24 protein-coding genes and 1 pseudogene are annotated in these 26,323 nt (G+C 45.3%); 13 read left to right on the top strand and 12 right to left on the bottom strand.

Features of this window, described 5'->3' with window-relative positions; all coding sequences use genetic code 11:
• The first annotated feature begins 46 nt into the window (after nucleotides 1–46).
• Complete coding sequence (locus tag AC2FAK_RS09865; RefSeq protein WP_013097963.1) at nucleotides 47–1,093, top strand: YeiH family protein; 1,047 nt, start codon at nucleotides 47–49, stop codon at nucleotides 1,091–1,093.
• A gap of 64 nt (nucleotides 1,094–1,157) precedes the next feature.
• The gene (nfo, locus tag AC2FAK_RS09860; RefSeq protein WP_013097964.1) at nucleotides 1,158–2,015 is read left to right on the top strand and encodes a deoxyribonuclease IV; all 858 of its coding nucleotides are present in this window, start codon (nucleotides 1,158–1,160) and stop codon (nucleotides 2,013–2,015) included.
• A gap of 74 nt (nucleotides 2,016–2,089) precedes the next feature.
• Here nfo and fruA read toward each other — a convergent pair whose 3' ends face one another.
• The 3 genes from fruA to fruB are packed head-to-tail and all read right to left on the bottom strand — an operon-like array spanning nucleotide 2,090 to nucleotide 5,860.
• Nucleotides 2,090–3,775 carry a PTS fructose transporter subunit IIBC gene (fruA, locus tag AC2FAK_RS09855; protein WP_023619758.1) on the bottom strand — a complete coding sequence of 562 codons (1,686 nt, stop codon included), beginning with the start codon at nucleotides 3,773–3,775 and terminating at the stop codon, nucleotides 2,090–2,092.
• 16 nt (nucleotides 3,776–3,791) lie between these two features.
• Nucleotides 3,792–4,730 (bottom strand): 1-phosphofructokinase, encoded by a 939-nt coding sequence (fruK, locus tag AC2FAK_RS09850; RefSeq protein WP_014170919.1) that lies wholly within the window; start codon nucleotides 4,728–4,730, stop codon nucleotides 3,792–3,794.
• Entirely contained in the window at nucleotides 4,730–5,860 is a 1,131-nt protein-coding gene (gene fruB, locus AC2FAK_RS09845) for a fused PTS fructose transporter subunit IIA/HPr protein (protein ID WP_095455015.1), read from the bottom strand. Before fruB ends, fruK begins: the two co-directional genes overlap by 1 nt.
• A 357-nt stretch (nucleotides 5,861–6,217) precedes the next feature.
• Here fruB and setB point away from each other — a divergent pair, with 357 nt between their 5' ends.
• Entirely contained in the window at nucleotides 6,218–7,399 is a 1,182-nt protein-coding gene (gene setB, locus AC2FAK_RS09840; RefSeq protein WP_013097970.1) for a sugar efflux transporter SetB, read from the top strand.
• On the opposite strand, the gene AC2FAK_RS09835 is transcribed toward setB, so the two are convergent.
• On the bottom strand, nucleotides 7,396–7,593 hold the full coding sequence (locus AC2FAK_RS09835) for a Fe-S-cluster oxidoreductase (RefSeq protein WP_095427705.1): 198 nt from the start codon (nucleotides 7,591–7,593) through the stop codon (nucleotides 7,396–7,398). The two genes, setB and AC2FAK_RS09835, sit on opposite strands and share 4 nt — an antisense overlap.
• A gap of 461 nt (nucleotides 7,594–8,054) precedes the next feature.
• Nucleotides 8,055–8,309, bottom strand: a complete 255-nt coding sequence (locus AC2FAK_RS09830; RefSeq protein WP_048224133.1) for a YdgH/BhsA/McbA family protein — start codon at nucleotides 8,307–8,309, stop codon at nucleotides 8,055–8,057.
• 381 nt (nucleotides 8,310–8,690) lie between these two features.
• Here AC2FAK_RS09830 and AC2FAK_RS09825 point away from each other — a divergent pair, with 381 nt between their 5' ends.
• Entirely contained in the window at nucleotides 8,691–9,743 is a 1,053-nt protein-coding gene (locus tag AC2FAK_RS09825) for a hypothetical protein (protein ID WP_141236765.1), read from the top strand.
• A 240-nt stretch (nucleotides 9,744–9,983) separates the two neighbouring features.
• Here the strand turns inward: AC2FAK_RS09825 and AC2FAK_RS09820 are convergent, their stop codons facing one another.
• Both AC2FAK_RS09820 and AC2FAK_RS09815 read right to left on the bottom strand, forming a co-directional pair.
• Complete coding sequence (locus AC2FAK_RS09820) at nucleotides 9,984–10,721, bottom strand: AAA family ATPase (RefSeq protein WP_095428251.1); 738 nt, start codon at nucleotides 10,719–10,721, stop codon at nucleotides 9,984–9,986.
• Between the two features lie 267 nt (nucleotides 10,722–10,988).
• Nucleotides 10,989–12,497, bottom strand: a complete 1,509-nt coding sequence (locus AC2FAK_RS09815) for an MFS transporter (RefSeq protein ID WP_095455017.1) — start codon at nucleotides 12,495–12,497, stop codon at nucleotides 10,989–10,991.
• 292 nt (nucleotides 12,498–12,789) lie between these two features.
• Here AC2FAK_RS09815 and AC2FAK_RS09810 point away from each other — a divergent pair, with 292 nt between their 5' ends.
• Complete coding sequence (locus tag AC2FAK_RS09810; protein WP_127353396.1) at nucleotides 12,790–13,278, top strand: hypothetical protein; 489 nt, start codon at nucleotides 12,790–12,792, stop codon at nucleotides 13,276–13,278.
• Nucleotides 13,279–13,295: 17 nt separating this feature from the next.
• Here AC2FAK_RS09810 and imiR read toward each other — a convergent pair whose 3' ends face one another.
• Nucleotides 13,296–14,183, bottom strand: a complete 888-nt coding sequence (imiR, locus tag AC2FAK_RS09805; protein ID WP_048224141.1) for a LysR family transcriptional regulator ImiR/NmcR — start codon at nucleotides 14,181–14,183, stop codon at nucleotides 13,296–13,298.
• Nucleotides 14,184–14,324: 141 nt separating this feature from the next.
• Between imiR and AC2FAK_RS09800 the strand changes: the two genes are divergently transcribed.
• Together AC2FAK_RS09800 and AC2FAK_RS09795 are read left to right on the top strand one after the other, a co-directional pair.
• On the top strand, nucleotides 14,325–15,203 hold the full coding sequence (locus AC2FAK_RS09800) for a carbapenem-hydrolyzing class A beta-lactamase IMI-1 (protein WP_053073497.1): 879 nt from the start codon (nucleotides 14,325–14,327) through the stop codon (nucleotides 15,201–15,203).
• Between the two features lie 45 nt (nucleotides 15,204–15,248).
• The gene (locus AC2FAK_RS09795; protein WP_080347309.1) at nucleotides 15,249–15,749 is read left to right on the top strand and encodes an Lcl domain-containing protein; all 501 of its coding nucleotides are present in this window, start codon (nucleotides 15,249–15,251) and stop codon (nucleotides 15,747–15,749) included.
• A 93-nt stretch (nucleotides 15,750–15,842) separates the two neighbouring features.
• Here AC2FAK_RS09795 and AC2FAK_RS09790 read toward each other — a convergent pair whose 3' ends face one another.
• Entirely contained in the window at nucleotides 15,843–16,199 is a 357-nt protein-coding gene (locus AC2FAK_RS09790) for a DUF6404 family protein (protein ID WP_053073499.1), read from the bottom strand.
• Nucleotides 16,200–16,592: 393 nt separating this feature from the next.
• On the opposite strand from AC2FAK_RS09790, the gene AC2FAK_RS09785 reads away from it, so the two are divergent.
• Nucleotides 16,593–16,973: a DUF4354 family protein gene (locus AC2FAK_RS09785; protein WP_080347310.1), complete on the top strand. Its 381-nt coding sequence runs from the start codon at nucleotides 16,593–16,595 to the stop codon at nucleotides 16,971–16,973.
• Between the two features lie 111 nt (nucleotides 16,974–17,084).
• A complete protein-coding gene (locus AC2FAK_RS09780) occupies nucleotides 17,085–18,518 on the top strand; it encodes a glycosyltransferase family 39 protein (RefSeq protein WP_061097606.1) in 1,434 nt (477 codons plus the stop codon).
• Between the two features lie 627 nt (nucleotides 18,519–19,145).
• Here AC2FAK_RS09780 and AC2FAK_RS09775 read toward each other — a convergent pair.
• Both AC2FAK_RS09775 and AC2FAK_RS09770 read right to left on the bottom strand, forming a co-directional pair.
• A pseudogene (locus AC2FAK_RS09775) lies at nucleotides 19,146–20,157 on the bottom strand (transposase family protein).
• Nucleotides 20,158–20,238: 81 nt separating this feature from the next.
• Nucleotides 20,239–20,532 (bottom strand): YkgJ family cysteine cluster protein, encoded by a 294-nt coding sequence (locus AC2FAK_RS09770; RefSeq protein WP_095455018.1) that lies wholly within the window; start codon nucleotides 20,530–20,532, stop codon nucleotides 20,239–20,241.
• A gap of 162 nt (nucleotides 20,533–20,694) precedes the next feature.
• On the opposite strand from AC2FAK_RS09770, the gene yeiP reads away from it, so the two are divergent.
• Nucleotides 20,695–21,267 carry an elongation factor P-like protein YeiP gene (gene yeiP / locus AC2FAK_RS09765; RefSeq protein ID WP_008500940.1) on the top strand — a complete coding sequence of 191 codons (573 nt, stop codon included), beginning with the start codon at nucleotides 20,695–20,697 and terminating at the stop codon, nucleotides 21,265–21,267.
• 116 nt (nucleotides 21,268–21,383) lie between these two features.
• On the opposite strand, the gene uxuA is transcribed toward yeiP, so the two are convergent.
• Entirely contained in the window at nucleotides 21,384–22,574 is a 1,191-nt protein-coding gene (uxuA, locus tag AC2FAK_RS09760) for a mannonate dehydratase (protein WP_095455019.1), read from the bottom strand.
• A 204-nt stretch (nucleotides 22,575–22,778) separates the two neighbouring features.
• On the opposite strand from uxuA, the gene AC2FAK_RS09755 reads away from it, so the two are divergent.
• The 3 genes from AC2FAK_RS09755 (at nucleotide 22,779) to AC2FAK_RS09745 (ending at nucleotide 26,102) form a co-directional block, all read left to right on the top strand.
• Entirely contained in the window at nucleotides 22,779–24,245 is a 1,467-nt protein-coding gene (locus AC2FAK_RS09755; protein ID WP_095455020.1) for a mannitol dehydrogenase family protein, read from the top strand.
• A 123-nt stretch (nucleotides 24,246–24,368) separates the two neighbouring features.
• A complete protein-coding gene (locus AC2FAK_RS09750; protein WP_095455021.1) occupies nucleotides 24,369–25,355 on the top strand; it encodes a CobW family GTP-binding protein in 987 nt (328 codons plus the stop codon).
• A gap of 33 nt (nucleotides 25,356–25,388) precedes the next feature.
• On the top strand, nucleotides 25,389–26,102 hold the full coding sequence (locus AC2FAK_RS09745; RefSeq protein WP_141236766.1) for a phosphatase PAP2 family protein: 714 nt from the start codon (nucleotides 25,389–25,391) through the stop codon (nucleotides 26,100–26,102).
• The last annotated feature ends 221 nt before the right edge of the window (nucleotides 26,103–26,323 follow it).

The following is a 26,323-nucleotide window of genomic DNA, read 5'->3' as shown; positions in this document are numbered from 1 at the left end:
TTTAAACCAGCGCGCCGTAACCTTTAGCCAGACAAAGGAGAAGGTTATGTCAGAAATCACCTTACAGCATCATCGTACATTGTGGCACTTCGTGCCGGGTCTTGCGCTCAGCGCGGTCGTCACCGGTGTGGCATTATGGGGCGGCAGCATTCCCGCCGTCGCCGGTGCCGGTTTTAGCGCCTTAACGCTGGCGATCCTGCTCGGCATGGTCGTGGGTAACACCGTTTACCCGCACATCTGGAAGTCCTGTGATGGCGGCGTTATTTTTGCCAAGCAGCATCTGCTGCGCCTCGGGATCATTCTTTACGGCTTTCGCCTCACCTTTTCACAGATTGCGGATGTCGGCATTAGCGGTATCGCCATTGACGTCCTGACCCTGACCAGCACCTTTTTACTGGCCTGCTTTATCGGGCAGAAAATATTTGGCCTGGATAAACAGACCAGCTGGCTGATCGGTGCCGGGAGCAGTATTTGCGGTGCGGCGGCGGTACTGGCAACCGAACCTGTGGTCAAGGCGGAATCCAGCAAAGTTACGGTGGCGGTCGCGACCGTGGTGATCTTCGGTACGCTGGCAATTTTCCTCTACCCGGCCATGTATCCGCTGGTTGCCCACTGGTTTAGCCCGGAAACCTATGGCATCTACATTGGCTCAACCATGCATGAAGTGGCGCAGGTCGTGGCGGCGGGTCATGCCATTAACCCGGAAGCAGAAAACGCTGCGGTGATTGCTAAAATGCTGCGCGTCATGATGCTGGCACCCTTCCTGATTATCCTGGCCGCCCGCGTGAAACAGCTTGCGCCCGCGGGTGGTAATCAGAAGAGTAAAATCACCATACCGTGGTTTGCGATCCTGTTTATCGTGGTGGCGATTTTCAACTCCTTCCACCTGCTGCCAAAAGCGGTGGTCGATATGCTGGTGACGCTGGATACCGTGCTGCTGGCGATGGCGATGGCGGCGCTGGGGGTGACCACGCACGTCAGCGCGCTGAAAAAAGCCGGTGCGAAACCGCTGCTGATGGCGCTGGTGCTCTTCATCTGGCTGATTGTGGGTGGCGGCGCGATTAACCTCGTGGTCCACAGCCTGATGGCATAAACCACTACATCCTTCCCCTGTTAACCCGTTATGATACGCATTTCGGGTTAACAGGAGTCCCTTTATGAAATACGTTGGAGCGCACGTCAGCGCTGCCGGTGGCCTTGCGAATGCCGCCATTCGCGCCGCCGAAATTGAGGCGACCGCTTTCGCCCTGTTCACCAAAAACCAGCGCCAGTGGCGCGCCGCGCCGCTTACCGCTGATGTCATAGATGATTTCAAAGCCGCCTGTGAGAAGTACCACTACGGGCCGGGTCAAATCCTTCCCCACGACAGCTATCTGATCAACCTCGGTCATCCGGTTCAGGAAGCGCTGGAGAAGTCCCGCGAAGCGTTTCTGGATGAAGTCCAGCGCTGCGAGCAGCTTGGGCTGACGCTGCTGAACTTCCATCCGGGTAGCCATCTGATGCAGATAGACGAAGAGGCCTGCCTGGCACGCATTGCGGAGTCCATTAACATCACGCTGGATAAAACCCAGGGGGTTACCGCGGTGATCGAGAATACCGCCGGTCAGGGCAGCAACCTCGGCTTTAAGTTTGAACATCTGGCTGCCATCATCGACGGCGTGGAAGATAAATCCCGCGTGGGCGTATGTATCGATACCTGTCACGCATTTGCAGCCGGTTACGACCTGCGCACAACCGAGGCCACGAAAAACACCTTTGATGAGTTCGAACGCGTGGTGGGCTTTAAGTATCTGCGCGGAATGCACTTAAACGATGCCAAAAGCGCCTTTGGCAGCCGCGTAGACCGTCACCACAGCCTGGGTGAAGGTAATATTGGCCATGATGCGTTCCGCTTTATCATGCAGGACGCCCGTTTCGATGGTATCCCCATGGTGCTGGAAACCATCAATCCGGATATCTGGGCGGAAGAGATCGCCTGGCTGAAGGCACAGCAGACCGCTGAACAGGCGGCATAAAAAAAGCCGGATCGCGTTAAGCGTCCGGCTTTTTTATAGGTCGGGTAAGGCGAAACCGCCACCCGACACCACTTTTAGGCTGCTTTTGCCACCGCTTCCGCTTCAGGGCGTTTCAGCACCGCGTAAGAGAGCCCCGCCACCAGCGTACCGGCAACAATCGCCAGCAGGTAACCCAGTACCGGGGTGATAGCACCTGGGATCAGCAGAACGAACAGACCACCGTGCGGTGCCATCAGCTTCGCGCCAATCGCCATTGAGATAGCCCCGGTCACCGCGCCGCCAACGATACAGCAAGGCAGAACACGCATTGGGTCACGGGCAGCGAAAGGAATCGCCCCTTCGGTGATAAAGCACAGGCCCAGTACCAGTGCCGCTTTGCCGCCTTCCTGCTGCGCTTTGTCGAATTTACGACGCGCAATAATCGTTGCCAGGCCGAGCGCCAGCGGTGGCACCATACCGGCTGCCATAATGGCTGCCATTGGCGCGTAGGTCTGGGTACTCAGCAGGCCAACACCGAATGCATAGGCCGCTTTGTTTACCGGACCACCCATGTCGGTACACATCATGCCACCGAGGATAGCACCCAACAGCACCGCGTTTGCCGTGCCCATGGTTTGCAGCCAGTGGGTCAGACCCGCCAGGATACCTGCAACCGGCTTACCAATCAGGTAAATCATCGCCAGACCGACCACCAGGCTGGAAATCAGCGGAATGATCAGAATCGGTTTCAGGGCTTCCATACTTTGCGGCAGCTTCAGCTTCGAGCTGATAAGCTTCGCGACGTAACCCGCCAGGAAACCGGCGATGATACCGCCAATAAAGCCGGAACCGGTGCTCACGGCCAGCATACCGCCGATAAGACCCGGCGTCAGGCCCGGACGGTCAGCGATGGAGAAGGCGATAAAGCCTGCCAGCACCGGCACCATCAGCGCGAACGCGGAGCCGCCACCAATCTGCATTAACGCCGCAGCCAGCGTTCCTTCTTCTTTAAATGCGGTGATACCAAACGCGAATGACAGTGCGATACACAGACCGCCCGCCACCACCATCGGCAGCATATAAGACACACCGGTCAGCAGGTGACGATAGGCGCCCGCGGATTCTTTTTTCCCTTCGGTAGCCGGTTTAGCCGCACCGGTTGCCTGATAAGGCTGGGCTTCCACCAGCGCTTTATCAAACTCCTGCGCGGTCTTTTTCAGCGCCAGGCCGGTAGAGGTGCGGTACATCGGTTTACCCGCGAATTTCGCCAGATCCACTTCGATATCCGCCGCAACGATCACCAGATCGGCTTCCGCCACTTCTTCCGGGGTGATGGCATTGCCCGCACCCACCGAGCCACGGGTTTCAACTTTTACCCACCAGCCGCGTTTTTTCGCTTCGGTTTCAATCGCTTCAGCCGCCATAAAGGTATGCGCGACGCCCGTCGGACAAGCTGTTACCGCCACAATACGTTTCGGACCCGTGGCAGCAACCGGTGCTGCCGCAGCCGGTGCGCTGTAGACAGACGCGTGGCCTTTCGCTTCGCTCAGGAACAGTTCCGGATGTGCCACCGCGCGATTAATATCGCCCAGCCACACTTTTTTGCCGTTCAGCGCGCTGTCAGCCGGGACCTTATCACCCAGCACAATCGCCAGTTCAGCGTCGCCCGGGTTATCGGTCATTTCCAGATGTGCTTTGTTCGCCGCCGCTCCCAGCAGGGTCTTCGCCATATAGGCGCGAGCCTGTCCGAGACCGGAGTCAATAATCAGCAGCGTTTTCATTATTCCTCTCCTGCTGTTAGTTAAAAGGTTTTAAGTCAACGCGCGCCATCATCGCGGCTAACTGGGTACGATCGGTAATGCCGACATTGCTCTGACTCACGGCCAGGGCTGCAACGGCGGTGGCAAGACGTAAAGTATGTTCACTGGATTCGCGCATCAGCAGGCCATAGATCAGACCGCCAACCATCGAATCCCCGGCGCCAACGGTGCTGACAACGTCAACCGACGGCGGTTTGGCGATCCATTCACCAGACGCGTTAACCCACAACGCCCCTTCTGCACCAAGCGAAATCACCACGTGAGCGATACCCTGCTCGCGCAGCGCATGGGCAGCGTCAATCACATCTTTTAATTCTGGCAGCTTCCGGCCAGCCCAGATCTCCAGTTCACGGCGATTAGGCTTCACCAGCCACGGGGACGCTTTCAGGCCGGCGACCAGCGCATCACGGCTGCTGTCAAAGATGATGCACGGGCACTGGCTGCGCAGGCGCGTCATCCAGTCGGTGAAGGCTTCCGGGCTTACGCCAGATGGCAGACTGCCGCTGACGCACACCATGTCGAACTGGCCCAGCCAGGTCAGAGAATCGTTAACAAAACGCTCCCAGTCAGACGGCGTCACTTCAAAGCCAGAGAAGTTCAGATCGGTCACTTCCCCGTCTTTCTCCGTCAGTTTGACGTTGATACGGGTACGGCCCTGAACGACCTGGAAACGGTTAGCAATGCCCAGCTCGCTGAACAGCTGCTGGAAACCATCCTGGTTATCTTTACCGAGGAATCCCCCCACGGTGACATCGATACCGAGATCCTTGAGCACTTTCGCGACGTTAATCCCTTTGCCCGCAGCATGCAGGCCAGTGGTACGCACGAGGTTTACTTCGCCGCGCTCAATCTCCGGGCAAAACCCCACCAGGTCATAAGCCGGGTTCAGCGTAATAGTCGCAACACGTCTGCTCATTATGCGCCCTCCCCCAGACCCGCCGCGATGGCATCGCCAATCGCTTTCAGCGCCTGTTCAGCATCCGCACCCTGCGCGGTGAAACGCAGACGGTGACCCTTCTTCACGCCCAGCGCGACAACTTTCATCAGACTACGACCATTGGCCGCTTTGTCCGTGCCATCCAGGTTAGCCACGGTGATCTCACTTTCAAATTGTTTAATGGTATTCACCAGCATGGTGCCCGGACGGGCATGCAGACCGTGCTCGTTACGTACAACGAACTCTGCGCTCAGCACGTCATCCGTCAGCGCATCATCACTGGTCAGCAGAGCCAGCACGGTGGCGGCATCCGCGTTCAGCAGTTTTTCAGCTTTGTTGTTCAGCAGCAGATCGCCCAGACGCTTCAGCACGGCAACCGGTTGGTCATCGGTCATGGCGACGGTCACCAGCAGTGCAGCGCTTTCACCGTCTACGTCAAAGGCGCTTGCGGCACGGCTCACCGCGATAGCGCTCCGCAGGTTGCCTTCAGCACTGTCGTTCAGCCAGATACCCTGGCCCAGATTGAGAGGCTTATCGTTAATGACGCGGGTAACAAAGGTAGCGTCTGCTGCCCCGGCTTCTTTCAGGCGTCCGGCATTCAGGGCCTGCAGCGTCACCAGATCGGTCGCGGCAACGTCCAGCGTCAGCGTATCGTTATCCAGTTTCAGCGCTTCGCTCTGTTTTTCGCCCATCAGCAGAGCGCGCAGCTCTTCAGCGGTGGTGGCGGATTTCAACTGCTCGGCCACGGCGTCATCGCTCAGCACATGCGTCAGCTGACGCAGCAAACCTAAGTGCTCGTCGCTGCTGGCCGCGATACCGATGGCCACGTAAGCCACCTGCCCCTCGCCCCATACAACGCCCTGCGGGAACTGATAAACCTTAACGCCGGTTTTCAGCACCTGATCGCGGGTGTCTGTGGTGCCGTGCGGAATGGCGATGCCATTGCCGAGGAAGGTCGAGGTCTGCTGCTCACGCGCCAGCATGCCGTTGACGTAGCCTTCAGCTACATTGCCGGCCTGCACAAGGGCAGCGGCAACCTGGCGAATGGCCTCTTCTTTGTTCCCGGCCTGAGCGCCCGGGTGGATATCCTGTACAGATAACTGGAACATGGTTCTCCTCTCCTGCTGAAAGTGAATCGTTTCAGCTTCACTGAGAAAAAATGCGCTAGCCTGCTCCGTTTGTTAAAACAAGATAGCGCTGAAACGTTTCAAAAAGTCTTGCGCTTTCTGCAAGACGTTGCAAGGAAAGTTACATTTCTGATTGCAGAATTTAGAGATGCAGCACATTTCTTCCTCGTTCAGCTGAATTTTGCTGACGGTCAGCAAATCAGTTTCAGCTAAGGTCAGCTGCGCGCGAATATGAAATGCCATTTTGATTATTCGTGGCGAAATTGACCTCACCCTCTGTTTATTTTCTGACTCGCGACGTACACTCCGCGTCTCCTGGAAACTCACCGACTGTGAAACATGCATAACACGCCCGCCGCCGTCTCGCCGAAGCCCTTTGATTTCACCTCAACGGCATTTTTAATTGTTGCCTTCCTGACCGGCATCGCCGGTGCGCTGCAGACCCCTACGCTGAGCCTGTTCCTGACCAATGAAGTCCATGCGCGCCCGGCGATGGTGGGCTTCTTCTTTACCGGAAGCGCCATTATCGGCATCCTGGTGAGCCAGTTTCTGGCGGGGCGTTCAGATAAAAAAGGCGATCGTAAAAGCCTGATCGTCTTTTGCTGTCTGCTGGGGGTGTTCGCCTGTGTCCTGTTTGCCTGGAACCGCAACTATTTTGTTCTGCTGTTTATCGGGGTGTTTCTGAGCAGTTTCGGTTCAACGGCGAATCCGCAGATGTTCGCCCTTGCCCGTGAGCATGCCGACCATACCGGGCGAGAAGCGGTGATGTTCAGCTCTATTCTGCGTGCGCAAGTATCGCTGGCGTGGGTTATTGGCCCGCCGCTGGCTTACGCGCTGGCGATGGGGTTTGGCTTTACGGTGATGTACCTGAGTGCGGCAGTGGCCTTTGTGGTGTGTGGCGCCATGGTGTGGTTCTTTCTGCCGTCGATGCGTAAAGAGCCAAAAGTGGCAACAGGCGTGCTGGAGGCACCGCGTCGTAACCGTCGTGACGCCCTGCTCCTCTTTATTATCTGTACGCTGATGTGGGGCACAAACAGCCTGTATATCATTAATATGCCGCTGTTTATTATTGATGAGCTGCATCTGCCCGAGAAGCTTGCTGGCATCATGATGGGGACCGCGGCCGGGCTTGAAATCCCCACCATGCTGATTGCTGGCTATTACGCGAAGCGTTTCGGGAAACGTTTTCTGATGCGTATCGCCGCCGTCGCCGGGCTACTGTTCTATGTTGGAATGCTGACGGTTCATACGCCGGGGCTGCTGCTGGCTTTACAGCTGCTGAACGCCATCTATATCGGCATACTCGCCGGAATTGGCATGCTCTATTTCCAGGATCTGATGCCGGGCCAGGCAGGCTCTGCCACCACCCTTTATACTAATACCACCCGCGTGGGCTGGATTATCGCAGGCTCAATGGCCGGCGTGGTGGCTGAAATCTGGAACTATCACACGGTGTTCTGGATTGCGCTGGTGATGTGCACCCTGACGATAGCGTGCCTGACAAGAATTAAAGACGTTTAAGGTGCGGTGAGTGCTTCCAGATTAAGCAGGTACGTCATCGCCTGCGCGCGCGTGTTGCCGCACATCTCTGCGGAGGGCTGCAGCCCGGAGCAGACCTTCGGGCGCAGAGGCGAGCCAAAGATCATGCACAGGTTGGTTTCAGAGAGCTGAACGCAGCGGGTATTCGCAGGCTTGCCTAATAAACCATTATTCATAGTTTATGATTAACATTGCTGCAGTTCATATCTGGTTTAATTAATCTATTCTATGCCACACTAAGTTGATCGTATTATATGTTTCCCAGCCTTTATTCGGCTGTAACTTACTAATTTATCGAAATATATAAAGTCAACCTAATCGAACATCAACACCGTTTGAATCTTAAATTCCAAAACAACATAAACTTCATACAACCATGTACCACATTCTTAGTATTTTCAGCATACACAGGAAAAACAATTTGATTGGAAGCAACAATTTAAGAACTAAAAAAAAAAATAACAAAAACAACAAGAATCATCTAATCATTTGACAAACAAATAGAAAGCACAAATAAAATACAAACATTCACACAATGCCGCACGCCACGAAAAAAAAATATAAAATTGGAATTGGTTAATTCATTTTTTAAGACTATCAATGAAGGTGGCAAAAACAATCGCCACCTTCTAAGGCATCACTTGTAGATGTCAGCGTTAATAGTCTTATGCTCTTCTTTTCCTTCCTTCGAAGTAATAACGTAGTACTTTCCTCCCTTTTCATCAACCTTTTGCGAAAGATCATCGTCAGACATTGTAAAACCATCTTCAGTCACTGATAACGTTCCAATTTTGGTATATTTACTTGCATTTTCCGCATCAATTTCCTCAGCAGCAAATACAGTAGTATTAAACATTACCATAAAACAGCAGAAATATTTTGCGAGTTTCATTCGATTACTCCAAGTATTGTAGTAGTAGGTAATAATTTCATAGAAGAAAAATCGGCACTTTAAACTTTACGCGTAACGGGTTAGAGCAAACTATTTTTTAATCGACAGAAAATAACACTTGCACAGTATTAGATTCAGTAATATTAAATATTAGTTATTAGTACTATTATGTCAAGACGCACCTAAAAAATTACATTGTATAATCGAAAAATCAGATCGAGATCACACATACTTTGTTTTTGAATTTCTCTTGAAAAAAATTAGATGTCTGCTACTTTGAATATTTGTATAGGATAAGAATATTGAAAAAGGACGCGATATATCATGCATAATACATGGTACAAACTTCACGTTTTTTCTGAATCTTTATAGGCCGTTAACATGCAAATACACCCAGTAGCGATAAAAGTAAACATCCTAGCCATTATTTGTGTAATTCTTCCTTTTGGAATAGCTTCTTATGCTGCAGTATCTGATGCAGAAATAAGTAAGCCGATTTTTTCAGAAAACAATGATTCAGTATATTTAAAATTTATAAACAACGACAATTTAAGTGGTGATGAGACTGCGCCGAAGTTGTTTGTCTCATTTCCTGACGGTGCTGAACGAGAGGTAGTAGTTGATACTGGCTCTACAGGTTTAGTGATTTCATCTTCAGCAATACCAAATGCAAATAATTTATCAGCTAGACCAGGTAAAATCACGTACAATAGTTCCGGACGTATTATGATAGGTTCTTGGCTCAATACTACTCTCACAATTGGTGATGGGGAAAAATTCGTATCTACGAATATTATCCCAGTATTGGCTGTTAACGAAATCCAGTGCCTTGCTAAGGCAAGAAATTGTAAACCTGAACTAAACCCTGAGCATGTATCAATGATGGGCATCGGTTTTGATCGAGAAAGTAGCTTGCAGAGCGAAAGCACTCCAAATACAAACCCCCTTTTAAATACAAAATCAGGAAGCAACAATGGATATACACTAACGCGCAATGGCATATATGTTGGAATTAATAAGGATACAGCCAAAGGATTTTCCTTTATTAAATTACAACCTTCAAATGAAAATAAACACGAATGGATCGCACCGCCAGCTTGTATCAAAATAACTGGTTGGCAAGGGTATCAATGTGGTACTGTCCTTATTGATACAGGAGTAAAAAGTATGTTTTTAACAATACCTAACTATAGTGTTAATGGTGGGCAATTACCTAACGGAACAACATTAAATATTAAACTAGCAGAAGGAATAGAATATGAAATTATTACCGGGGGACACAAAACAAACATTTCTCCCAAAGAGATATTTTTAAACACGACAAGGCAACAAATATTCGTTAATACAGGATTCAATTTTTTAAATAGATATGACATTTTGTATGATTATAAAAATGGTTATTTTGGATATAAAGATAATATAACCCTCCCGTAATTTATCATTTATAAAATAACGACACAAAAATAGGAATAGAAATGATAGTTAATTAATTCCGTGTTCAAAACATAAGAAAACAGCTATCATAACTAACGATAAAAAAGAATTCGAGAATAGCAATCGTATTCAATGAGTTATTATCTCTATTTACTAATGTTATATTGTTAATTTACCGTTTAAAAAAACACATTAAAAGGTACTAAGCAATTGTTTATGTTCCTTTTCAACAAACGCCTTTTAATCATAGTCTAAGAGCTCATTTAAGATAGCTTGAGGATTATTTACAAACCGACGAGTCACAATGTAATGTTCTGTATTCTCTAATTTAATAGATTCAATCCCGTTTTCACTAAAATGCAATATTTTCGAATCTGGATATGACATTAGTATAGGAGAATGGGTTGCTATTATAAATTGTGAATTGCTCTGAGCCAAGCGATGGATATGAGCGAGCGCAGCCATTTGTCTGGTAGGTGATAAAGCTGCCTCAGGTTCATCTAAAATATACAGGCCATTCGGTGCAAAGCGGTTCAATAATAATGACATAAAAGATTCCCCGTGCGATTGTTCGTGAAGGGAACGTCCACCATAGGCTCCTTGCACACCTAAACTATCAATCTCTGTTGCAACATTATAAAAACTTTCAGCTCTGAAAAAGAATCCATCTTTTGGTCGCCTTACTCCTCTTACTAGTCGAATTGCATGATGAAGTGAAGAATGACTTTCATTTGAATGAAAGTTAAAATTACGTGACCCTCCTTCTGCATTATATCCTGCGGCTATTGCAATAGCTTCAACCAAAGTTGATTTTCCACTACCATTTTCTCCCATGAGAAAAGTTACCCGCGGATGCAGATCCATACAATGAAAATTTTTCAAAGCTGGAATGTTATAGGGGTGTTGTTCCCTTTCATAATCTGTGATTCTATCTTCCTGCAATAACACTGTTCGGAGATATTGTTCTAGAATATGCATTATGTAATACCAAACCTTTAGTTTATAATTAGCGTATAAAAAATAAATAAAGCATAGCTTAAGTTAGTCAACAACAGCTAATAATTAACATCTAAAAACCAATAAAAATACTAATCAGACCGATATTCTTAGAACTAAGTCGAGATGAATGTCTAACTAAATTGGCTTTGATATTAGATGTACCTCTATGCATTGGAAGTTCTCAATAAAACATTTCAATCTCTTAGCTAATGTACGCACATAATGATTAAAGTAGTACATAAAAAACTATTCATGAGTGTCCGAATACTCTTTAAGTAAATGTGAAATAATAAATGATAATAAAATTAACAAAATCGCTGCAACAAGCATTACATTACCGTGAGAATTTAGAAAGGCAATTTTTGAAGCATGAATCAATTCTTGTCCTTGCCAGTTAGGTAATAGATCTGCAATACTGATCGCCTCACTTAATGATAATGGAGGAGCTTGTTTGATATCAGCAAGAAAATCAACAGACAGATTGGCTGTGAATGAAGCCGACATAATCATTCCGAATAATATGATACCAGTTCCTGCTCCAAGTTCATACGCCATTCCCTCAATTGCTCCAGCTTCCCCCGCTTTCTCTTTTTTTGCGGCATTCATAATTACATATGTAGAGGAGATTAGAGCTGCTTCTATGCAAAACCCCAATATAATCATTGTAACCCAAACCTCCCATCCATTAGAACTAAAGTCCATAAACGCCATGAAAAAGAAACATAACGAGCTTAATAAAACACCATAAAATCCAATTTTTTTAACTCCTAACCATGTAAGTGTGAAACCAACGAAAGGACCAGATATAGAGCTCGCTATAATAAATGGAAATAGAAATAATCCAGCTTGAAAAGGTGATAACCCAAATGCTAATTGTAATTCCTGAGAAACAAAAAATTCGAATCCAACCAGCGTGGCCATAGCGATAAACGCAAGTATTAGCCCCGCTAATATAGGCTTATGTTTGAAGAGCTCAATATCAATCATTGGATGAACATGCTTTATCTGCCTTTTCCAAAATATCAATAGCAAAACTAGTCCCAAAATAATGAATGATAAATATTTAATAAACTCTTCAGAAGCCCCTAAGTTTTTAACACCTAACACAATCATTAATATAGAAAACATCAAAAGCAAAGGATCTAGTAAATTAATAATTTTAGAAGTGTTTAATACTTTATATTCTCTAAGACTCACTAACATAAAAAAAACAATGAAGCAAATAGGAATATTGATAAAAAAGACTGAGTTCCACGAATAATTTTCTATTAAAAGCCCACCTACAAATGGACCGAATGCAGCTCCACCAGTGCCTATAGCGGACCATACGCCGAGTGCAACAGCACGCTCTTTTGGCTTAACGAAAGATAGTCTTAATGCCAAGAGGGTTGCTGGAATGATCATTGCAGCCCCAATGGCCAATAAAGTTCTTGCGCAAATTAACATGATGGTATTAGAAGATATATATGCTAAACATGATGCAACACAAAATAATAACACGCCAATCAGAGATATCTTTTTGAAACCAATTTTATCTGCTAGTACCCCCATTGGCAGCAAAAGACATGCCATAACCAACGAATAGATATCTATAATCCATAAAACTTCCTTGGAAGAAGCTTTAAGATCTAAAGCTAATGATGGCGTTGCAACATGTAGAATAGTAGCATCTAAAGATACGGGTAGATACATTAAAATAACTGTAATAAGAATTAAATTCTTATGATTAAAAAAAACGCTCTTCTTTTCTAACATAGCATTATCTTTAAAAAGTTTATGATATACACATTTTATTAAAAACAATTTTCCCTTGAAGCATCATAAACAAAAAGTTAAAAACTACAATTAATTGTTATGCAATAATGCATTCGTTTAGCAAGCGTTTAACATTTAATAGTTTTGAATAATAAATTTAATGATAGCATCATAAAACAAAAGTTATAAAATTCATAAGGAGCATTTCTCTCGCAAAAATTTTACTTGTAATTTACATAAACTGAAAAAATTTACACAACCTATAAATAATCTTATAAGCTTACAAATTTACATGAACAATAAACAAAACTTAATTTTAATCTTTAGTGATAACAGCTATTTATCATTGGGTATATACGATGGAATATCGCGTAGCGATGCATTAGTTTATACAAAAGAGGAGTTTATTGACTTTATAGATATTTTATCTATTTCAAAACACTATAAACTAATTGTAATTTATGATAAAAAATATCGTGACTTGATTTCATTAATGTTTAATGAAACCTCTACTTTTCACTTTCAAAGTGAAACCTTGTCTATAGATAACGTTTTAAGAAGTTTATATGTTGAATCATTTATGAGATTTAAAAAACATCACTTCTTAGGATTAAAAGTTCTTTATTACTATTTTTATTTACAGCTTGATTATTATCAAGTTAGTGAAATCTTAAACATTGATTCAAAAAAAATTAGCCGGCATATCATCAGATGTCTTACAACAGTCAATTATAAAGGTAAGAGAAGTTTTTGGTACGATTACTTAAATAATAAGCATTGATATATCTTTAGCAGAGATTAGGATTTAAGTACAAACTCTCTGCTATGCTCGATAATCCATTCCTTAAAAACATTAAGTGCTTCACTATTATGATTAACCCGAGATTTCTGTAAAGTCAGCCAATAACCGCCAAGCGTGGCATAAATTTCAAAAGGTTTTGCTACGGAGCGCTCATTTAATTCTTTTTGAAACATATGATAAGGAACTAATGCTGCATAATCACCTAATTTTACAGCATCTATCATATGTCTGGTAGAATCAAAGATAGGCCCGTTAACAGTCCAAGAGTCGATCCCAGCAGCTTTAAACCAATTATTCCATTCATCCTTTCGATAGGAGCGCAGTAAGCAAACTTTTTTTAAGTCTGATGGAATGCACAGTTTCTTGGATGTTTCCGGGGAACATAATACTGTATGCGGCGCCTGAAAGAGTAAAATATTTTCCGTATTAATCCAGCCGCCTGATCCAAATCTAATAGATGCATCAATACCTTCTGCAGCTAGATTGACAACGTTATTATGCGTTAAAATTCTAATATCAATCCATGGATTTTCATTAAGGAACTCAGTAATCCGAGGAAGAAGCCAACCTATTGCAAAAGTCCCAACGACAGCAATAGTAAGCACTTCTTTAATCTTACCTTCATGGAATTTATCCATGGCAGAACTCATCATCTGCAAAGCTTCTGTAATCGAAGGCAAAAGATGCAGGCCTTCGTCTGTCAACTGTAACCCACGCGGTACTCTTGTAAAAAGAGCCACACCAAGCATCTGTTCAAGTGTTCTTACCTGCTGGCTTACGGCGGCCTGGCTTACATGAAGCTCTAGTCCGGCTTTAGTAAAATTTAGATATCTTGCAGAAGCTTCAAAAGCTCGTAATGCATTTAAAGGTAATCTGGCACGCATAGTAACCCAAAGAAAAAGTTATGGCTGTATAAAAATTATATTGCTTCAAAGAAAAAATAACAACTGTATAATCGCCCTCTGTTGAAAGTTAATACCCGCCATGTCCTAGTTAATATAGAAAATTGTATATAAGGTAAAACCATGTCACTTAATGTAAAACCAAGTAGAATAGCCATCTTGTTTAGCTCTTGTTTAGTTTCAATATCATTTTTCTCACAGGCCAATACAAAGGGCATCGATGAGATTAAAGACCTTGAAACAGATTTCAATGGTAGAATTGGTGTCTACGCTTTAGACACTGGCTCAGGCAAATCATTTTCATACAAAGCAAATGAACGATTTCCATTATGTAGTTCTTTCAAAGGTTTTTTAGCTGCTGCTGTATTAAAAGGCTCTCAAGATAATCAACTAAATCTTAATCAGATCGTGAATTATAATACAAGAAGTTTAGAGTTCCATTCACCCATCACAACTAAATATAAAGATAATGGAATGTCATTAGGTGATATGGCTGCTGCAGCTTTACAATATAGCGACAATGGTGCTACTAATATTATCCTTGAACGATATATCGGTGGTCCTGAGGGTATGACTAAATTCATGCGGTCGATTGGAGATAAAGATTTTAGACTCGATCGTTGGGAGTTAGATCTAAACACAGCTATTCCTGGCGATGAACGTGACACATCTACACCTGCAGCAGTAGCTAAGAGCCTGAAAACCCTTGCACTGGGTAACATACTCAATGAGCGTGAAAAGGAAACCTATCAGACATGGTTAAAGGGTAACACAACCGGTGCAGCGCGTATTCGTGCTAGCGTACCAAGCGATTGGGTAGTTGGCGATAAAACTGGTAGTTGCGGTGCATACGGTACGGCAAATGATTATGCGGTAGTCTGGCCAAAGAACCGAGCTCCTCTTATAATTTCTGTATACACTACAAAAAACGAAAAAGAAGCCAAGCATGAGGATAAAGTAATCGCAGAAGCTTCAAGAATCGCAATTGATAACCTTAAATAAACTTAACTGTAGCCATCACTTCATTGTGATGGCTTAAATTTCATCATGAAAACAATGAAAATCTTCATCTATTTATCATTAGCTATGAGTAGTTTGTCTACATATGCTCAGTGTGATTTCATCACCGAAAATTCGACAGTGATAGATATTAAAAACAACCTAGAATGGCAGGCTTGCACTTTCGGCATGCAATGGAATAAAGAGAATGGATGTACTGGAGAACCAACTCCCCTTACTTTGAGTACAGCTTTTGGAGAAGCAACAAAACAAGGGAATGGGTGGAGACTGCCAAATATCGAGGAATTATCCTTACTATCTTCAAATAGCTGTCTTAAAAATGACCTTTTCAAATCATATTTTGACATACCCCAAGATAATGGTGAAGGAGCATCGCCTTATTGGAGTTCAACGCAAATTCAAAGCATACCTTACTTGTATTATACATTTGACATGATCAATCATTATATTGATGGCCATACTATTGAAATGACTTATCCTGTTCGATTTGTCAGAGATGTAATGGTCGACGATGATTTAATATTATAAAAAAGTCAAATACAAGTTATTGGTTTAAAAAAGGATATGCAGTGTATTTTCGCTACCTAAGTAACTGCATATCCAAATATTATCTACAACCCATTATAAATCGTCCCATTCAGGCAATTGATTTACCACTCTGCGCCATAAATGGTAAATACTCATTGATATACCAAAAAGAATACCTGCCGAGAAAGAATACATTAGAAATATTTTAACCTCGAAGATATCAAGTAATAATAGCAAGGCTAACAAAAGCCCACCCCATACAATCGAAAAATACATCCCAAATATTAATGTATTTAGCCATACGGATGCAAATGGAGGTGGCGGGATTTGATAACCTTTTTTCCATAACCTTTTATATAATGGTGGTGCATAATTTAACTCCCACATGTTCCTTTCCTTCATAAGTGACAATGATTTCTCAAGCTTTTCTTCAAAATGGATTTTATTCATTTGTATACCTTTTTATTACACAGTAATTTTATAAACCAATTATAATTATAGCACTTAATCTCAAAAAATCATTATCGACATTATAACAAAATAGTTTACTAAATAGACCACACAAAGTAAATTTTATCGTGGCACTAAAATCTCATTGTTAAAATACATGTGAGCAACACAATATTCCCTTCAACATGACTTTTAAAGCAGTGTCCTTTTTCTTCATTCAATCTATCTATCACCACTCAATTACGAAAATCTAAATATGCAAATCCTTCAGATATTTCTCGTGATTATTTTTTGCAAGAAGAATTCTATTTAACTTTAGTTTAACTATGATCTTGTACTATAAAAAATAACAAGAACAGTACATAACCCACTATCACTATATGCTTAAATAAAATGATGAAATTATATGCATTCCTATTTATAAATATGTTATCCATGGTCAGCTTGCCTATTCAAGCCAATAACTTAGACTCTGTTGCTATTCATGCAACTGAAAAGTCCCGATGGGCTATAACAGTAGGAGATAAACATTTATTTATAAAAAGTTTTGAATTGATAGTTACACAGCTCAGTAAGGACTCTATAGATTTATCTGAACACTGCTTTAAAGCTTATACAACGGATCAAAACGAATATGACCTTGATTCAGTTGACGAAGTGTTAAGCACTGGTGTTCTTATTTTTGGAAAATCAATTAGAGGAGTAGTTTCATTTTCATCGGATGAAGAACATATTCATAAAGCATCACTTGTAAGAATTACAAAAAACTGCTGAGTGTTTACGTACTAATTCTATTAGCTTATTAAGACTATCAATAATTTTACCTTTAACTAATGATGTTATTTTATTCAATATTATCATTTTGTTTAAAAATATAGAGAAGTGATGAAACGATTATATTTATTCTCTTGGGTTAGCCTATATGCTATTTTTTGGACAATTGCTACTACTTGGCTTGATCCAACTGTTCCTTATGACGCGATTGAGGCTCTCAATTGGGCACAAAATGCTCATTGGGGTTCGCCTAAGAATCCATGGTTAGTTGGTATGATATGGAGACCGACTTTATGGCTCACTGAGTTTCCTATGAGCCTATATTGGTATAGTACGCATTTTGCTGCAATTGCTATAGGCATGCTTGGTTGTTGGTATTTAGCAAAATACCTAAGTGGTAACGAAAAATTGGCATGGCTAGCATTATTAACTTTAAACCTATCTGGTATTATAAATTTCGACATAATAAGTTACAATGATAATTATTTACTTATTATGCTGTGGCCATGGATGTTTTTATTTTTTTATTTTTCAATCACTCGGCATCCGGCGTGGTGGTTATTATTCTCGCTTGTAGCTGGATTGGGAATGATGGCTAAATATTCTACATTTGCATTTGTCTTTGCTGTTTTCATCGCCACACTTGTTGTGCCAAAAATTCGTTCTTGCTATCGTTCTACTTTTTTCTACCTCGCGATAGTTCTCTGTGTATGCATTGTGATTCCTAATATTTTATGGCTTTGGGATCATAACTTTGCTGCTGTAGATTGGGTTGACTCACAGATCATGAGACAATTCAATCCTAAAATTATTGTAAAACTAATTAGCATATTTTACCCACTTTTGTTTTTGCTATTAATTCTACATCATTATAAACTCTATTTAAAATGGCCCACAGAAATTTCTATACTCGTCATTATATACGTCGCTTTCTTACCACAATTCTTCATTTGGCTATGGTTCCTTTTTCATCACGGAGGGCGTTTAACAGAGTGGCTACAGCCTTTTTTCATTATAGCACCTCCTATTATTGTCGCTTGCGTAAGAAATTATAATGGACAATCTTTTCGCAAAGCATTTTTAGCTTTATTTGCAACAGCTTTACTTTTTCTAATAGGATATATATCAGTATTAACACTGAACATCAGCAATTCCGGTCATAAAATGCAAGGTGTAATAACTTTTAGCCAAAAAGTTGAAGCAATTTGGCAGAAACATTATAATTCTCCTTTCAAGTATGTTGGAGGCGATTATCTTTCTGAATGGGTCACTTTTTATGCTTCTTCACGACCACAAGTCATAACTCGCTGGGATGAAAATACCCAACCTAATATTTACAACAAAGACATCGAGTTTAGTGACATTCAGAAATTTGGTGCTTTGATTATCGGTCATGCAGAAGGGCAATGTGAAAACTCAAGCTTTACTAAAGCAATAACTCAATGGCCACAACTTAAGATCGATCATATTATAGATTTAGACTTTCAGAAAGATAAGCAAAGCAGTATTTACACGGTTTGTGTTGGACTAGTAAATCCTGTATAGTTTTTTATAAAATACCAGCAGATAAACTGCTGGTATTTATTATCTTTATTGATATAACTATAAACTTACTTCAGATAAGAATAATTAACCCTTGATTCGAGTACAATTTTTGTAACAGAATGCAATTTCTCTCTATATAGTTTATATCACCGACATGAATAATCTATGCTTAATATCATGGATATAAGCCATCATGTTAGTTTATACTTAAAAATTTTCCACCTGATATATTATCGACATTCGCGAGATACACTATCAATTCCTCTTGGACAAACATTAGACTCATCAAGAAGCTCAACAATAAGTGATTGAACCCCCTCTGTAGAACAACCAACTGATAGTGTACTTAATATAATTAAGCATACTCGAATGATCATAAAACCTTTCCTTGTTAGCAACATGTTTGTTATAAATCATTATCCAAATATACTTTCTATTAATGATATGTCCTTTAAGCGACCTAACATTTCATTAATATGTTAGTACATTTTACACGCGAAGAAATGCAAAGACAATTGCTTAACATCAACAATTAGTATACAATATCTTAATAGGATAATGTATTTACATTTCTATACTTTTTAACATGATTGTCAGTAACGTTGCGCAATTTTCTATTAAAATTTGTTAATAGATCCTTTTTGTCCCATGCATTTTTGAGATCCCGACCAGATAATTTTTTTTGCAGTATTCCTCCGTTATCATATCATTCAACAATTAGTGCGGGCGTTCACGGCTATATTCTGACAACAATTTTTTCCGTCATTTCTCGTGCTTCATTCAGTGCTCTGTACAGATAATAATCGGGTTCTCCTGTATGGTATCTCCGGCTAAAATGCTCATAAAAGCAATCTACATCGATTTACCCGCCTGGTTAAAACTCCAGTTTCAGTATGTTTCATACACATTCGTCACTACCAGCAAAATACACTCCGGACCATTATCCATGCGCAACATAGACGGATAGCCGGACTTTACCGTAATCCTATCGGATCCCTAGACCACTCATGGAGCGGGTAAATAAGGCCAATTCAAATCGGCAACTCCTCCCGGTTACAATCTTGAACTACTTTAAACGTGCGACAACGGACTAAGGAATCATGCATAAAATCGATCGACCATCTTTGGTTTAGTGTTTCCGCAAGGACCAGTGGTGAGGGATTACACACCGATAACAGTGTTTTCCCTGTCGGTGATAATTCAGCTTCAGCAGAGTATAAATAGGGCGGATTTTATTGAGATGCCACGGGTATCCCTGTCGTCGCAGAATCAAGTGCAGCTAGCAAAAATCGTATTGTGGATATCATTCTACTACCGCCTGCAATGCAGCAATAACGGGTTCGTCACGTAAGATATCCGGACGGTAATCGTAAATCCCCTCAGCTTATTTTCATACAACTACTGGGCTGACGGATACTGAGTCCGGATGTCTTGGCTAGATGAATGACCAGCTCAGGCTTAAAGACTGGTAATCATCTGTTTAAGATGTCAGTTCTCGTCCTTAAGATCCCGTATCTTTAGTATCAGAAACGTCTATATCGCAGTAATGAGGCTTCCAGTTGTAGCAGGTGTCTTCTGAAAGGTCTGCCTTCAGCCCTACACCTTTGGCATTTAGTCCAGCTTAAACTGACTTAATCATGGCGATGATCTGCTATTCAGTAAAACGGACTATACGCATGGCGATCTCCTTTGTTAGCTGATTGATTATGCCGGAGGCTCTCTAAATGTGAATGAAACTATTATGTGAGATGCTTAGAGTTACAGGGCAAGTATCATTCTCAAGTTTGATTAGGTAGGTCATTGCATCTGTTCGATTCGTTGAACACATTCTCAGAGACGGTTGTAGACTACTGCAAACTTTGGGACGAAGGTTGGATCCAAAAATCTTACATAAATTATCTTTAGATAACTGTAAACACCTTACATTTGCAGGCTTGCCCTCCGGCATTCCTGGAATGGGGCTGGAAATGGACGGTGCGGTACAGCACGCGCCGCAATCGGGACGACAATCCATAAATGCTCTCTATCGGTGAAAGACCCGCGCAGTCGGGTATCGGGCGCACAGTAACACCTTTTATGTATTGATAGCAAAAGCCACGAATTCCGCTTGCCTGAAAGGCCGCGCACGAGTAATTTGGCGCGATATTTTTTACCTCCCGTAGACAGGATTACTGCAATGCCAAGAGCGAACGAAATTAAGAAAGGTATGGTACTGAATTACAACGGCAAACTGCTGATTGTGAAAGATATCGATATTCAGGCCCCGAGCGCCCGTGGTGCAGCAACGCTGTACAAAATGCGTTTCGCCGATGTACGTACCGGCCTTAAAGTGGAAGAACGTTTTAAAGGTGATGATATCGTTGATACCGTCACTCTGACCCGTCGCTATGTTGATTTCTCCTATATCGACGGCAACGAGTATGTATTCATGGATAAAGAAGATTACACCCCGTACATCTTCACCAAAGATCAGATTGAAGAAGAGCTGCTGTTCATTCCTGAAGGCGGTATGCCGGATATGCAGGTTCTGACCTGGGACGGCGTGCTGCTGGCACTGGAACTGCCGCAGACGGTTGATCTGGAAATCGTTGAAACGGCACCGGGCATCAAAGGCGCGTCCGCCAGTGCGCGTAACAAACCCGCGACGCTGACCACCGGTCTGGTGGTGCAGGTACCTGAATACCTGTCCGCGGGTGAGAAAATCCGCATCCATATCGAAGAAAAACGCTATATGGGTCGTGCTGACTGAGTGCGGCTTTTGTTGGGTGGCGGCTTCGCCTTACCCGATCTACAAAAACACAAAAACCGGCTCTCAGGCCGGTTTTTTGTAGGCCCGGTAAGCGTAGCGCCACCGGGCAACAGACCTTACAGAAGTTCAGGATACTTCGTCATCTTCAGCGCCAGCTCTACGCCGCGCACTTCTGCCATCCCTTTCAGGCGGCCAATCGCCGAATAGCCCGGGTTCGTTTTCTTACGCAGATCGTCCAGCATCTGGTGTCCGTGATCCGGGCGGAACGGGATAGGACGTAAATCACCCGCCTGTTTACGACGTACCTCTTCCGCCAGAATGGCATCCACCACCGCCACCATATTCACATCACCGCTCAGGTGCGCCGCTTCGTGGAAGGTTTTCGGGTTCTCTTCACGGCAGGTCGCACGCAGATGCGTGAAGTGAATACGATCGCCAAAGGTTTCAATCATCCGCACCAGGTCATTATCCGCACGCACGCCGTACGAGCCCGTGCACATGGTAAAGCCGTTATAGATGCTATCGACCGTCTCTTTCAGCCACTGCATATCTTCAATGGTTGAGACGATACGCGGCAGGCCGAGGATGGGACGCGGAGGATCGTCCGGGTGTACGGCCAGACGCACGCCCGCCTCTTCCGCGACCGGCACAATCGCGCGCAGGAAGTACGCCATGTTTTCGCGCAGCTGATTTTTATCAATGCCGCCGTACTCTGCCAGACGGGCGCGGAACTGATCCAGCGTGTAGCCCTCTTCTGCACCCGGCAGGCCCGCGATGATATTGCGGGTCAGCTTTTCAATGTCTGCTTCGCTTGCTGCGTTAAACCATTCGCGCGCCTGCTGCTGCTCGTCGGCCGTGTAATCGGCTTCCGCGCCAGGGCGTTTCAGAATGTGTAACTCAAAGGCCGCGAAGGCGATCTGATCAAAACGCAACGCTCGGGAACCGTCTGGCAGCTGATACTCAAGATCAGTACGCGTCCAGTCAAGAACAGGCATGAAGTTATAGCAAACGGTATCGATGCCGCAGGCCGCCAGGTTGCGGATGCTCTGCTGATAGTTAGCAATCCAGGTCTGATACTCCCCAGAATGGGTTTTGATATCTTCGTGAACGGGAATACTTTCCACGACAGACCAGGTTAAGCCTTTTTCTGCCAGCAGCGCCTGACGCTGTTGAATCTCCTCTACCGGCCACACCTGGCCATTCGGAATATGATGCAGCGCCGTGACGACACCCGTTGCGCCAGCCTGACGCACATCATCTAGAGAAACTGGATCGTTCGGCCCGTACCAACGCCAGGTTTGTTCCATTGCCCACCCTCCAAAGTTGTTATACCAATATGTATTACTGCGATGACGACTACCATACATGTTTAATGAAGAGGGTCAACACAGCGCCACAGATTGATTGATCGAACTCACAGAACGGCGATATTTACGGCTTACCAATTCTCTTTGTTGTCATATAACTTTACACTGGCATTGTTAATTAATGGTTAATCAGGTGTGTATTTCATGAAGACAATTGCCTCCACCTCGCTTCCTGCCCATGTTCAGCAGCCGCGCTACGATCGCTCGCTTCTGCGCTCGCGCATCGTCCACTTCGGCTTTGGTGCTTTTCACCGTGCGCATCAGGCGTTATTAACCCATCGGGTGCTGAATGCCAAAGGAGGCGACTGGGGCATTTGTGAGATCAGCCTGTTCAGCGGCGACGTGTTGATGAGCCAGCTGCGGGCGCAGGATCACCTCTTCACCGTGCTGGAGAAAGGCGCGGAGGGCAACCAGCCGATTATCACTGGAGCCGTGCATGAATGCCTGAACGCAAAACTGGACTCGCTGGCCGCCATCATTGAGAAATTTTGCGAGCCGCAGGTGGCAATTGTTTCCCTCACCATTACTGAGAAAGGCTATTGCATCGACCCCGCAACCGGGAAACTCGATTTGCAAAACACCCGGATCGTTCACGATCTGGAAAACCCGACGGAGCCCCATTCCGCCCCAGGGATCATAGTCGAAGCGCTCCACCGCCGCCGTGAACGCGGCTTACCCGCCTTTACGGTGCTTTCCTGCGATAACATCCCGGATAACGGCCACGTGGTGAAAAATGCCGTGCTCGGCATGGCGCAGAAACGCTCTGAAGACCTGGCCGGATGGATTGATACCCATGTGAGTTTCCCGGGCACAATGGTTGACAGGATTGTGCCCGCCGCCACCGATGCCTCGCTGGCGGAGGTCGCGCAGGAACTCGGTGTGGAAGATCCGTGCGCGATCAGCTGCGAGCCCTTTATTCAGTGGGTCGTGGAAGATAACTTTGTCGCCGGACGCCCGGAGTGGGAAGTGGCAGGCGTGCAGATGGTGCAGGACGTTCTGCCGTGGGAACAGATGAAATTACGTATGCTGAACGGCAGCCACTCCTTCCTGGCGTATCTGGGCTATCTCGCTGGGTATGCGCATATTAATGAATGTATGGAGGATAAGGTGTTTCGTCAGGCCGCGCGGCGGTTAATGCTGGATGAACAGGCCCCTACGCTGCGTATCACCGACGTTGATCTGACGGCTTACGCCGACAGCCTGCTCGACCGTTTTGCCAACCCGGCACTGCAGCACCGTACCTGGCAAATTGCGATGGACGGCAGTCAAAAGCTGCCCCAGCGCATGCTGGATGGGATCCGTATTCATCTGGAGCGTCAAAGCGCGTGGCCACTGCTGGCGCTGGGCGTGGCGGGCTGGATCCGCTACGTCAGCGGTACAGATGAACAAGGCAATACGATTGATGTCCGCGATCCGCTCAGCGACAAAATCCGTGCGAAGGTTGAAGCCAGCAATGACGCAAACCGCGTTAACGCTCTGCTGACGCTGAGCGAAGTCTTTGGTCACGATCTCGCACAAAACCACGTTTTTGTCGAGGCGGTGAACCAGGCATACCAACGTATAGCCCGTCTCGGGGCGCGCCAGGCTGTTATCGAAACGTTAAATCTTTAACGTTTATTGCGCTTAAGGCGAACGGACATGCGCTCCGTTTGCCCTTCCTCTTCTCATTGCGCCCTTTTTTCGTCAGGATAAGAGATAATTGTTACATCATCACAATTATCTACCGGAGCACACGTGACCAGGACCAACCTTATTACCGGTTTTCTCGGTAGCGGGAAAACCACCTCAATTCTCCACCTGCTGGCCAATAAAGATCCGGCAGAAAAATGGGCCGTGCTGGTCAACGAATTCGGCGAAGTGGGTATTGATGGCGCGTTACTGTCTGACAGCGGCGCCATGATCAAAGAGATCCCGGGCGGATGCATGTGCTGTGTGAATGGCCTGCCCATGCAGGTGGGGCTGAACACGCTGCTGCGTCAGGGTAAACCCGACCGCCTGCTGATTGAACCGACGGGGCTTGGCCACCCGAAGCAAATTCTTGATTTACTCACCGCGCCGGTTTACGAGCCGTGGATAGACTTACGCGCCACGCTTTGCCTGCTCGACCCGCGACAGCTGCTGGATGAAAAAGCGGTGGCCAACGACAACTTCCGCGATCAGCTCGCCTGCGCAGATATTATCGTTGCCAATAAAGAAGATCGGGCTACGGCTGAAAGCCAGGCGGCATTCGATGCCTGGTGGCAACATTTCGGGGGCAACCGTCAGCGGGTACAAACCACTCAGGGGAAGATGGATGTCGCCCTGCTCGACCTGCCTAGCCTGAACCTCACCGAGCTGCCAGCCAGTGCGGAGCATGCGCATAGTCATCCCGCAAAGCAGGGTCTGGCGGCGTTGAGCCTGCCGGAACACCAGCGCTGGCGACGTAATCTCAACAGCGGTCAGGGTCATCAGGCCTGCGGGTGGATCTTTGATGCCGACACCGTTTTCGACACCATAGGCGTGCTTGAGTGGGCAAGACTGGCGCCGGTCGATCGCGTTAAGGGGATTATGCGCACCCCCGACGGCCTGGTGCGCATCAACCGTCAGGGTGAAGATTTCTTTATTGAAACGCAGAATGTTGCGCCCCCGGATAGCCGAATAGAGTTAATTAGTGCGGTTAACGCCGACTGGAATGCCCTGCAGTCCAGCCTGTTGAAGCTTCGTTTAAGTTCGGGCGGCTAACGTTGCCCCTGATTTCCCTGTATGCTGAATGTTATGACAACTCGAATTCCCCTGATTTTTCTGCTCAATGTCGCCGGACTGGCGCTCTTTTTCTCCTGGTATATCCCGGTGGATCACGGTTTCTGGTTTCCGCTGGATTCTGCCATCTTCCATTTCTTTAACCAGGCTCTGGTGAAGAGTGATGCCTTCCTGTGGCTGGTGGCGATTACCAACAACCGCGCGTTTGACGGCTGTTCGCTGGTGGCGATGGGCTGCCTGATGCTCTCTTTCTGGCTGAAAGAGGACAAAACCGGGCGTCGCCGCATTATGATTATTGGTCTGATGATGCTGCTGCTGGCTGTCGCCATTAACCAACTGGCTACGGCTATTATTCCGGTCAAGCGCTCAAGCCCAACGCTGTTCTTTACCAATATTTATCGCGTTAGCGAACTGCTGCATATTCCAACGAAAGATGCCTCTAAGGCCAGTTTCCCTGGCGATCACGGCATGATGCTGCTTATTTTTTGTGCAGTCATGCTGCGCTATTTCGGCAGGAAGGCGTTCGCCATAGCCCTGATTATTTTTGTGGTTTTCGCCTTCCCTCGCGTAATGATTGGCGCACACTGGTTCACCGATATTGCCGTGGGCTCGCTCTCTGTTGCGCTGGTCGCGTTACCGTGGTGTCTGATGACACCGCTGAGCGACCGGATAATAGCCCTGTTTGATCGCTATCTGCCGGGTAAAAAGCAACAAGCACTAAACAAATAATTAACCAAAATTAACGTCCGCTATCTGGGATCATTGCGATCCCTGATAGATCTCCCGCCGCGATCGTTTCGCACTGTCATCTTCCCGTCATCTCTTTCATGATAAAAATGAATCAATTGCGTGATTAAGCGCCGGATCTGACTGCATTTTAAGCAATGCCGGATTTTTACTTTCTGTATCACAATTTCTTATAAAAAAAAGGCTTTTTTTACTCGCAATAG

It is taken from the genome of Enterobacter cloacae complex sp. 394F7 (genome assembly GCF_057320385.1).
Note: the sequence above shows the minus strand (reverse complement) of the source record. Positions and strands in the feature narration are given on the sequence as shown.

What these genes read in the sequence shown, in the direction of transcription:
- AC2FAK_RS09865 (WP_013097963.1), top strand. Translation starts at nt 47, where the DNA reads ATGTCAGAAATCACCTTACAGCATCATCGTACATTGTGGCACTTCGTG.
- nfo (WP_013097964.1), top strand. Translation starts at nt 1,158, where the DNA reads ATGAAATACGTTGGAGCGCACGTCAGCGCTGCCGGTGGCCTTGCGAAT.
- fruA (WP_023619758.1), bottom strand. Translation starts at nt 3,775, where the DNA reads ATGAAAACGCTGCTGATTATTGACTCCGGTCTCGGACAGGCTCGCGCC.
- fruK (WP_014170919.1), bottom strand. Translation starts at nt 4,730, where the DNA reads ATGAGCAGACGTGTTGCGACTATTACGCTGAACCCGGCTTATGACCTG.
- fruB (WP_095455015.1), bottom strand. Translation starts at nt 5,860, where the DNA reads ATGTTCCAGTTATCTGTACAGGATATCCACCCGGGCGCTCAGGCCGGG.
- setB (WP_013097970.1), top strand. Translation starts at nt 6,218, where the DNA reads ATGCATAACACGCCCGCCGCCGTCTCGCCGAAGCCCTTTGATTTCACC.
- AC2FAK_RS09835 (WP_095427705.1), bottom strand. Translation starts at nt 7,593, where the DNA reads ATGAATAATGGTTTATTAGGCAAGCCTGCGAATACCCGCTGCGTTCAG.
- AC2FAK_RS09830 (WP_048224133.1), bottom strand. Translation starts at nt 8,309, where the DNA reads ATGAAACTCGCAAAATATTTCTGCTGTTTTATGGTAATGTTTAATACT.
- AC2FAK_RS09825 (WP_141236765.1), top strand. Translation starts at nt 8,691, where the DNA reads ATGCAAATACACCCAGTAGCGATAAAAGTAAACATCCTAGCCATTATT.
- AC2FAK_RS09820 (WP_095428251.1), bottom strand. Translation starts at nt 10,721, where the DNA reads ATGCATATTCTAGAACAATATCTCCGAACAGTGTTATTGCAGGAAGAT.
- AC2FAK_RS09815 (WP_095455017.1), bottom strand. Translation starts at nt 12,497, where the DNA reads ATGTTAGAAAAGAAGAGCGTTTTTTTTAATCATAAGAATTTAATTCTT.
- AC2FAK_RS09810 (WP_127353396.1), top strand. Translation starts at nt 12,790, where the DNA reads ATGAACAATAAACAAAACTTAATTTTAATCTTTAGTGATAACAGCTAT.
- imiR (WP_048224141.1), bottom strand. Translation starts at nt 14,183, where the DNA reads ATGCGTGCCAGATTACCTTTAAATGCATTACGAGCTTTTGAAGCTTCT.
- AC2FAK_RS09800 (WP_053073497.1), top strand. Translation starts at nt 14,325, where the DNA reads ATGTCACTTAATGTAAAACCAAGTAGAATAGCCATCTTGTTTAGCTCT.
- AC2FAK_RS09795 (WP_080347309.1), top strand. Translation starts at nt 15,249, where the DNA reads ATGAAAACAATGAAAATCTTCATCTATTTATCATTAGCTATGAGTAGT.
- AC2FAK_RS09790 (WP_053073499.1), bottom strand. Translation starts at nt 16,199, where the DNA reads ATGAATAAAATCCATTTTGAAGAAAAGCTTGAGAAATCATTGTCACTT.
- AC2FAK_RS09785 (WP_080347310.1), top strand. Translation starts at nt 16,593, where the DNA reads ATGATGAAATTATATGCATTCCTATTTATAAATATGTTATCCATGGTC.
- AC2FAK_RS09780 (WP_061097606.1), top strand. Translation starts at nt 17,085, where the DNA reads ATGAAACGATTATATTTATTCTCTTGGGTTAGCCTATATGCTATTTTT.
- AC2FAK_RS09770 (WP_095455018.1), bottom strand. Translation starts at nt 20,532, where the DNA reads ATGGATTGTCGTCCCGATTGCGGCGCGTGCTGTACCGCACCGTCCATT.
- yeiP (WP_008500940.1), top strand. Translation starts at nt 20,695, where the DNA reads ATGCCAAGAGCGAACGAAATTAAGAAAGGTATGGTACTGAATTACAAC.
- uxuA (WP_095455019.1), bottom strand. Translation starts at nt 22,574, where the DNA reads ATGGAACAAACCTGGCGTTGGTACGGGCCGAACGATCCAGTTTCTCTA.
- AC2FAK_RS09755 (WP_095455020.1), top strand. Translation starts at nt 22,779, where the DNA reads ATGAAGACAATTGCCTCCACCTCGCTTCCTGCCCATGTTCAGCAGCCG.
- AC2FAK_RS09745 (WP_141236766.1), top strand. Translation starts at nt 25,389, where the DNA reads ATGACAACTCGAATTCCCCTGATTTTTCTGCTCAATGTCGCCGGACTG.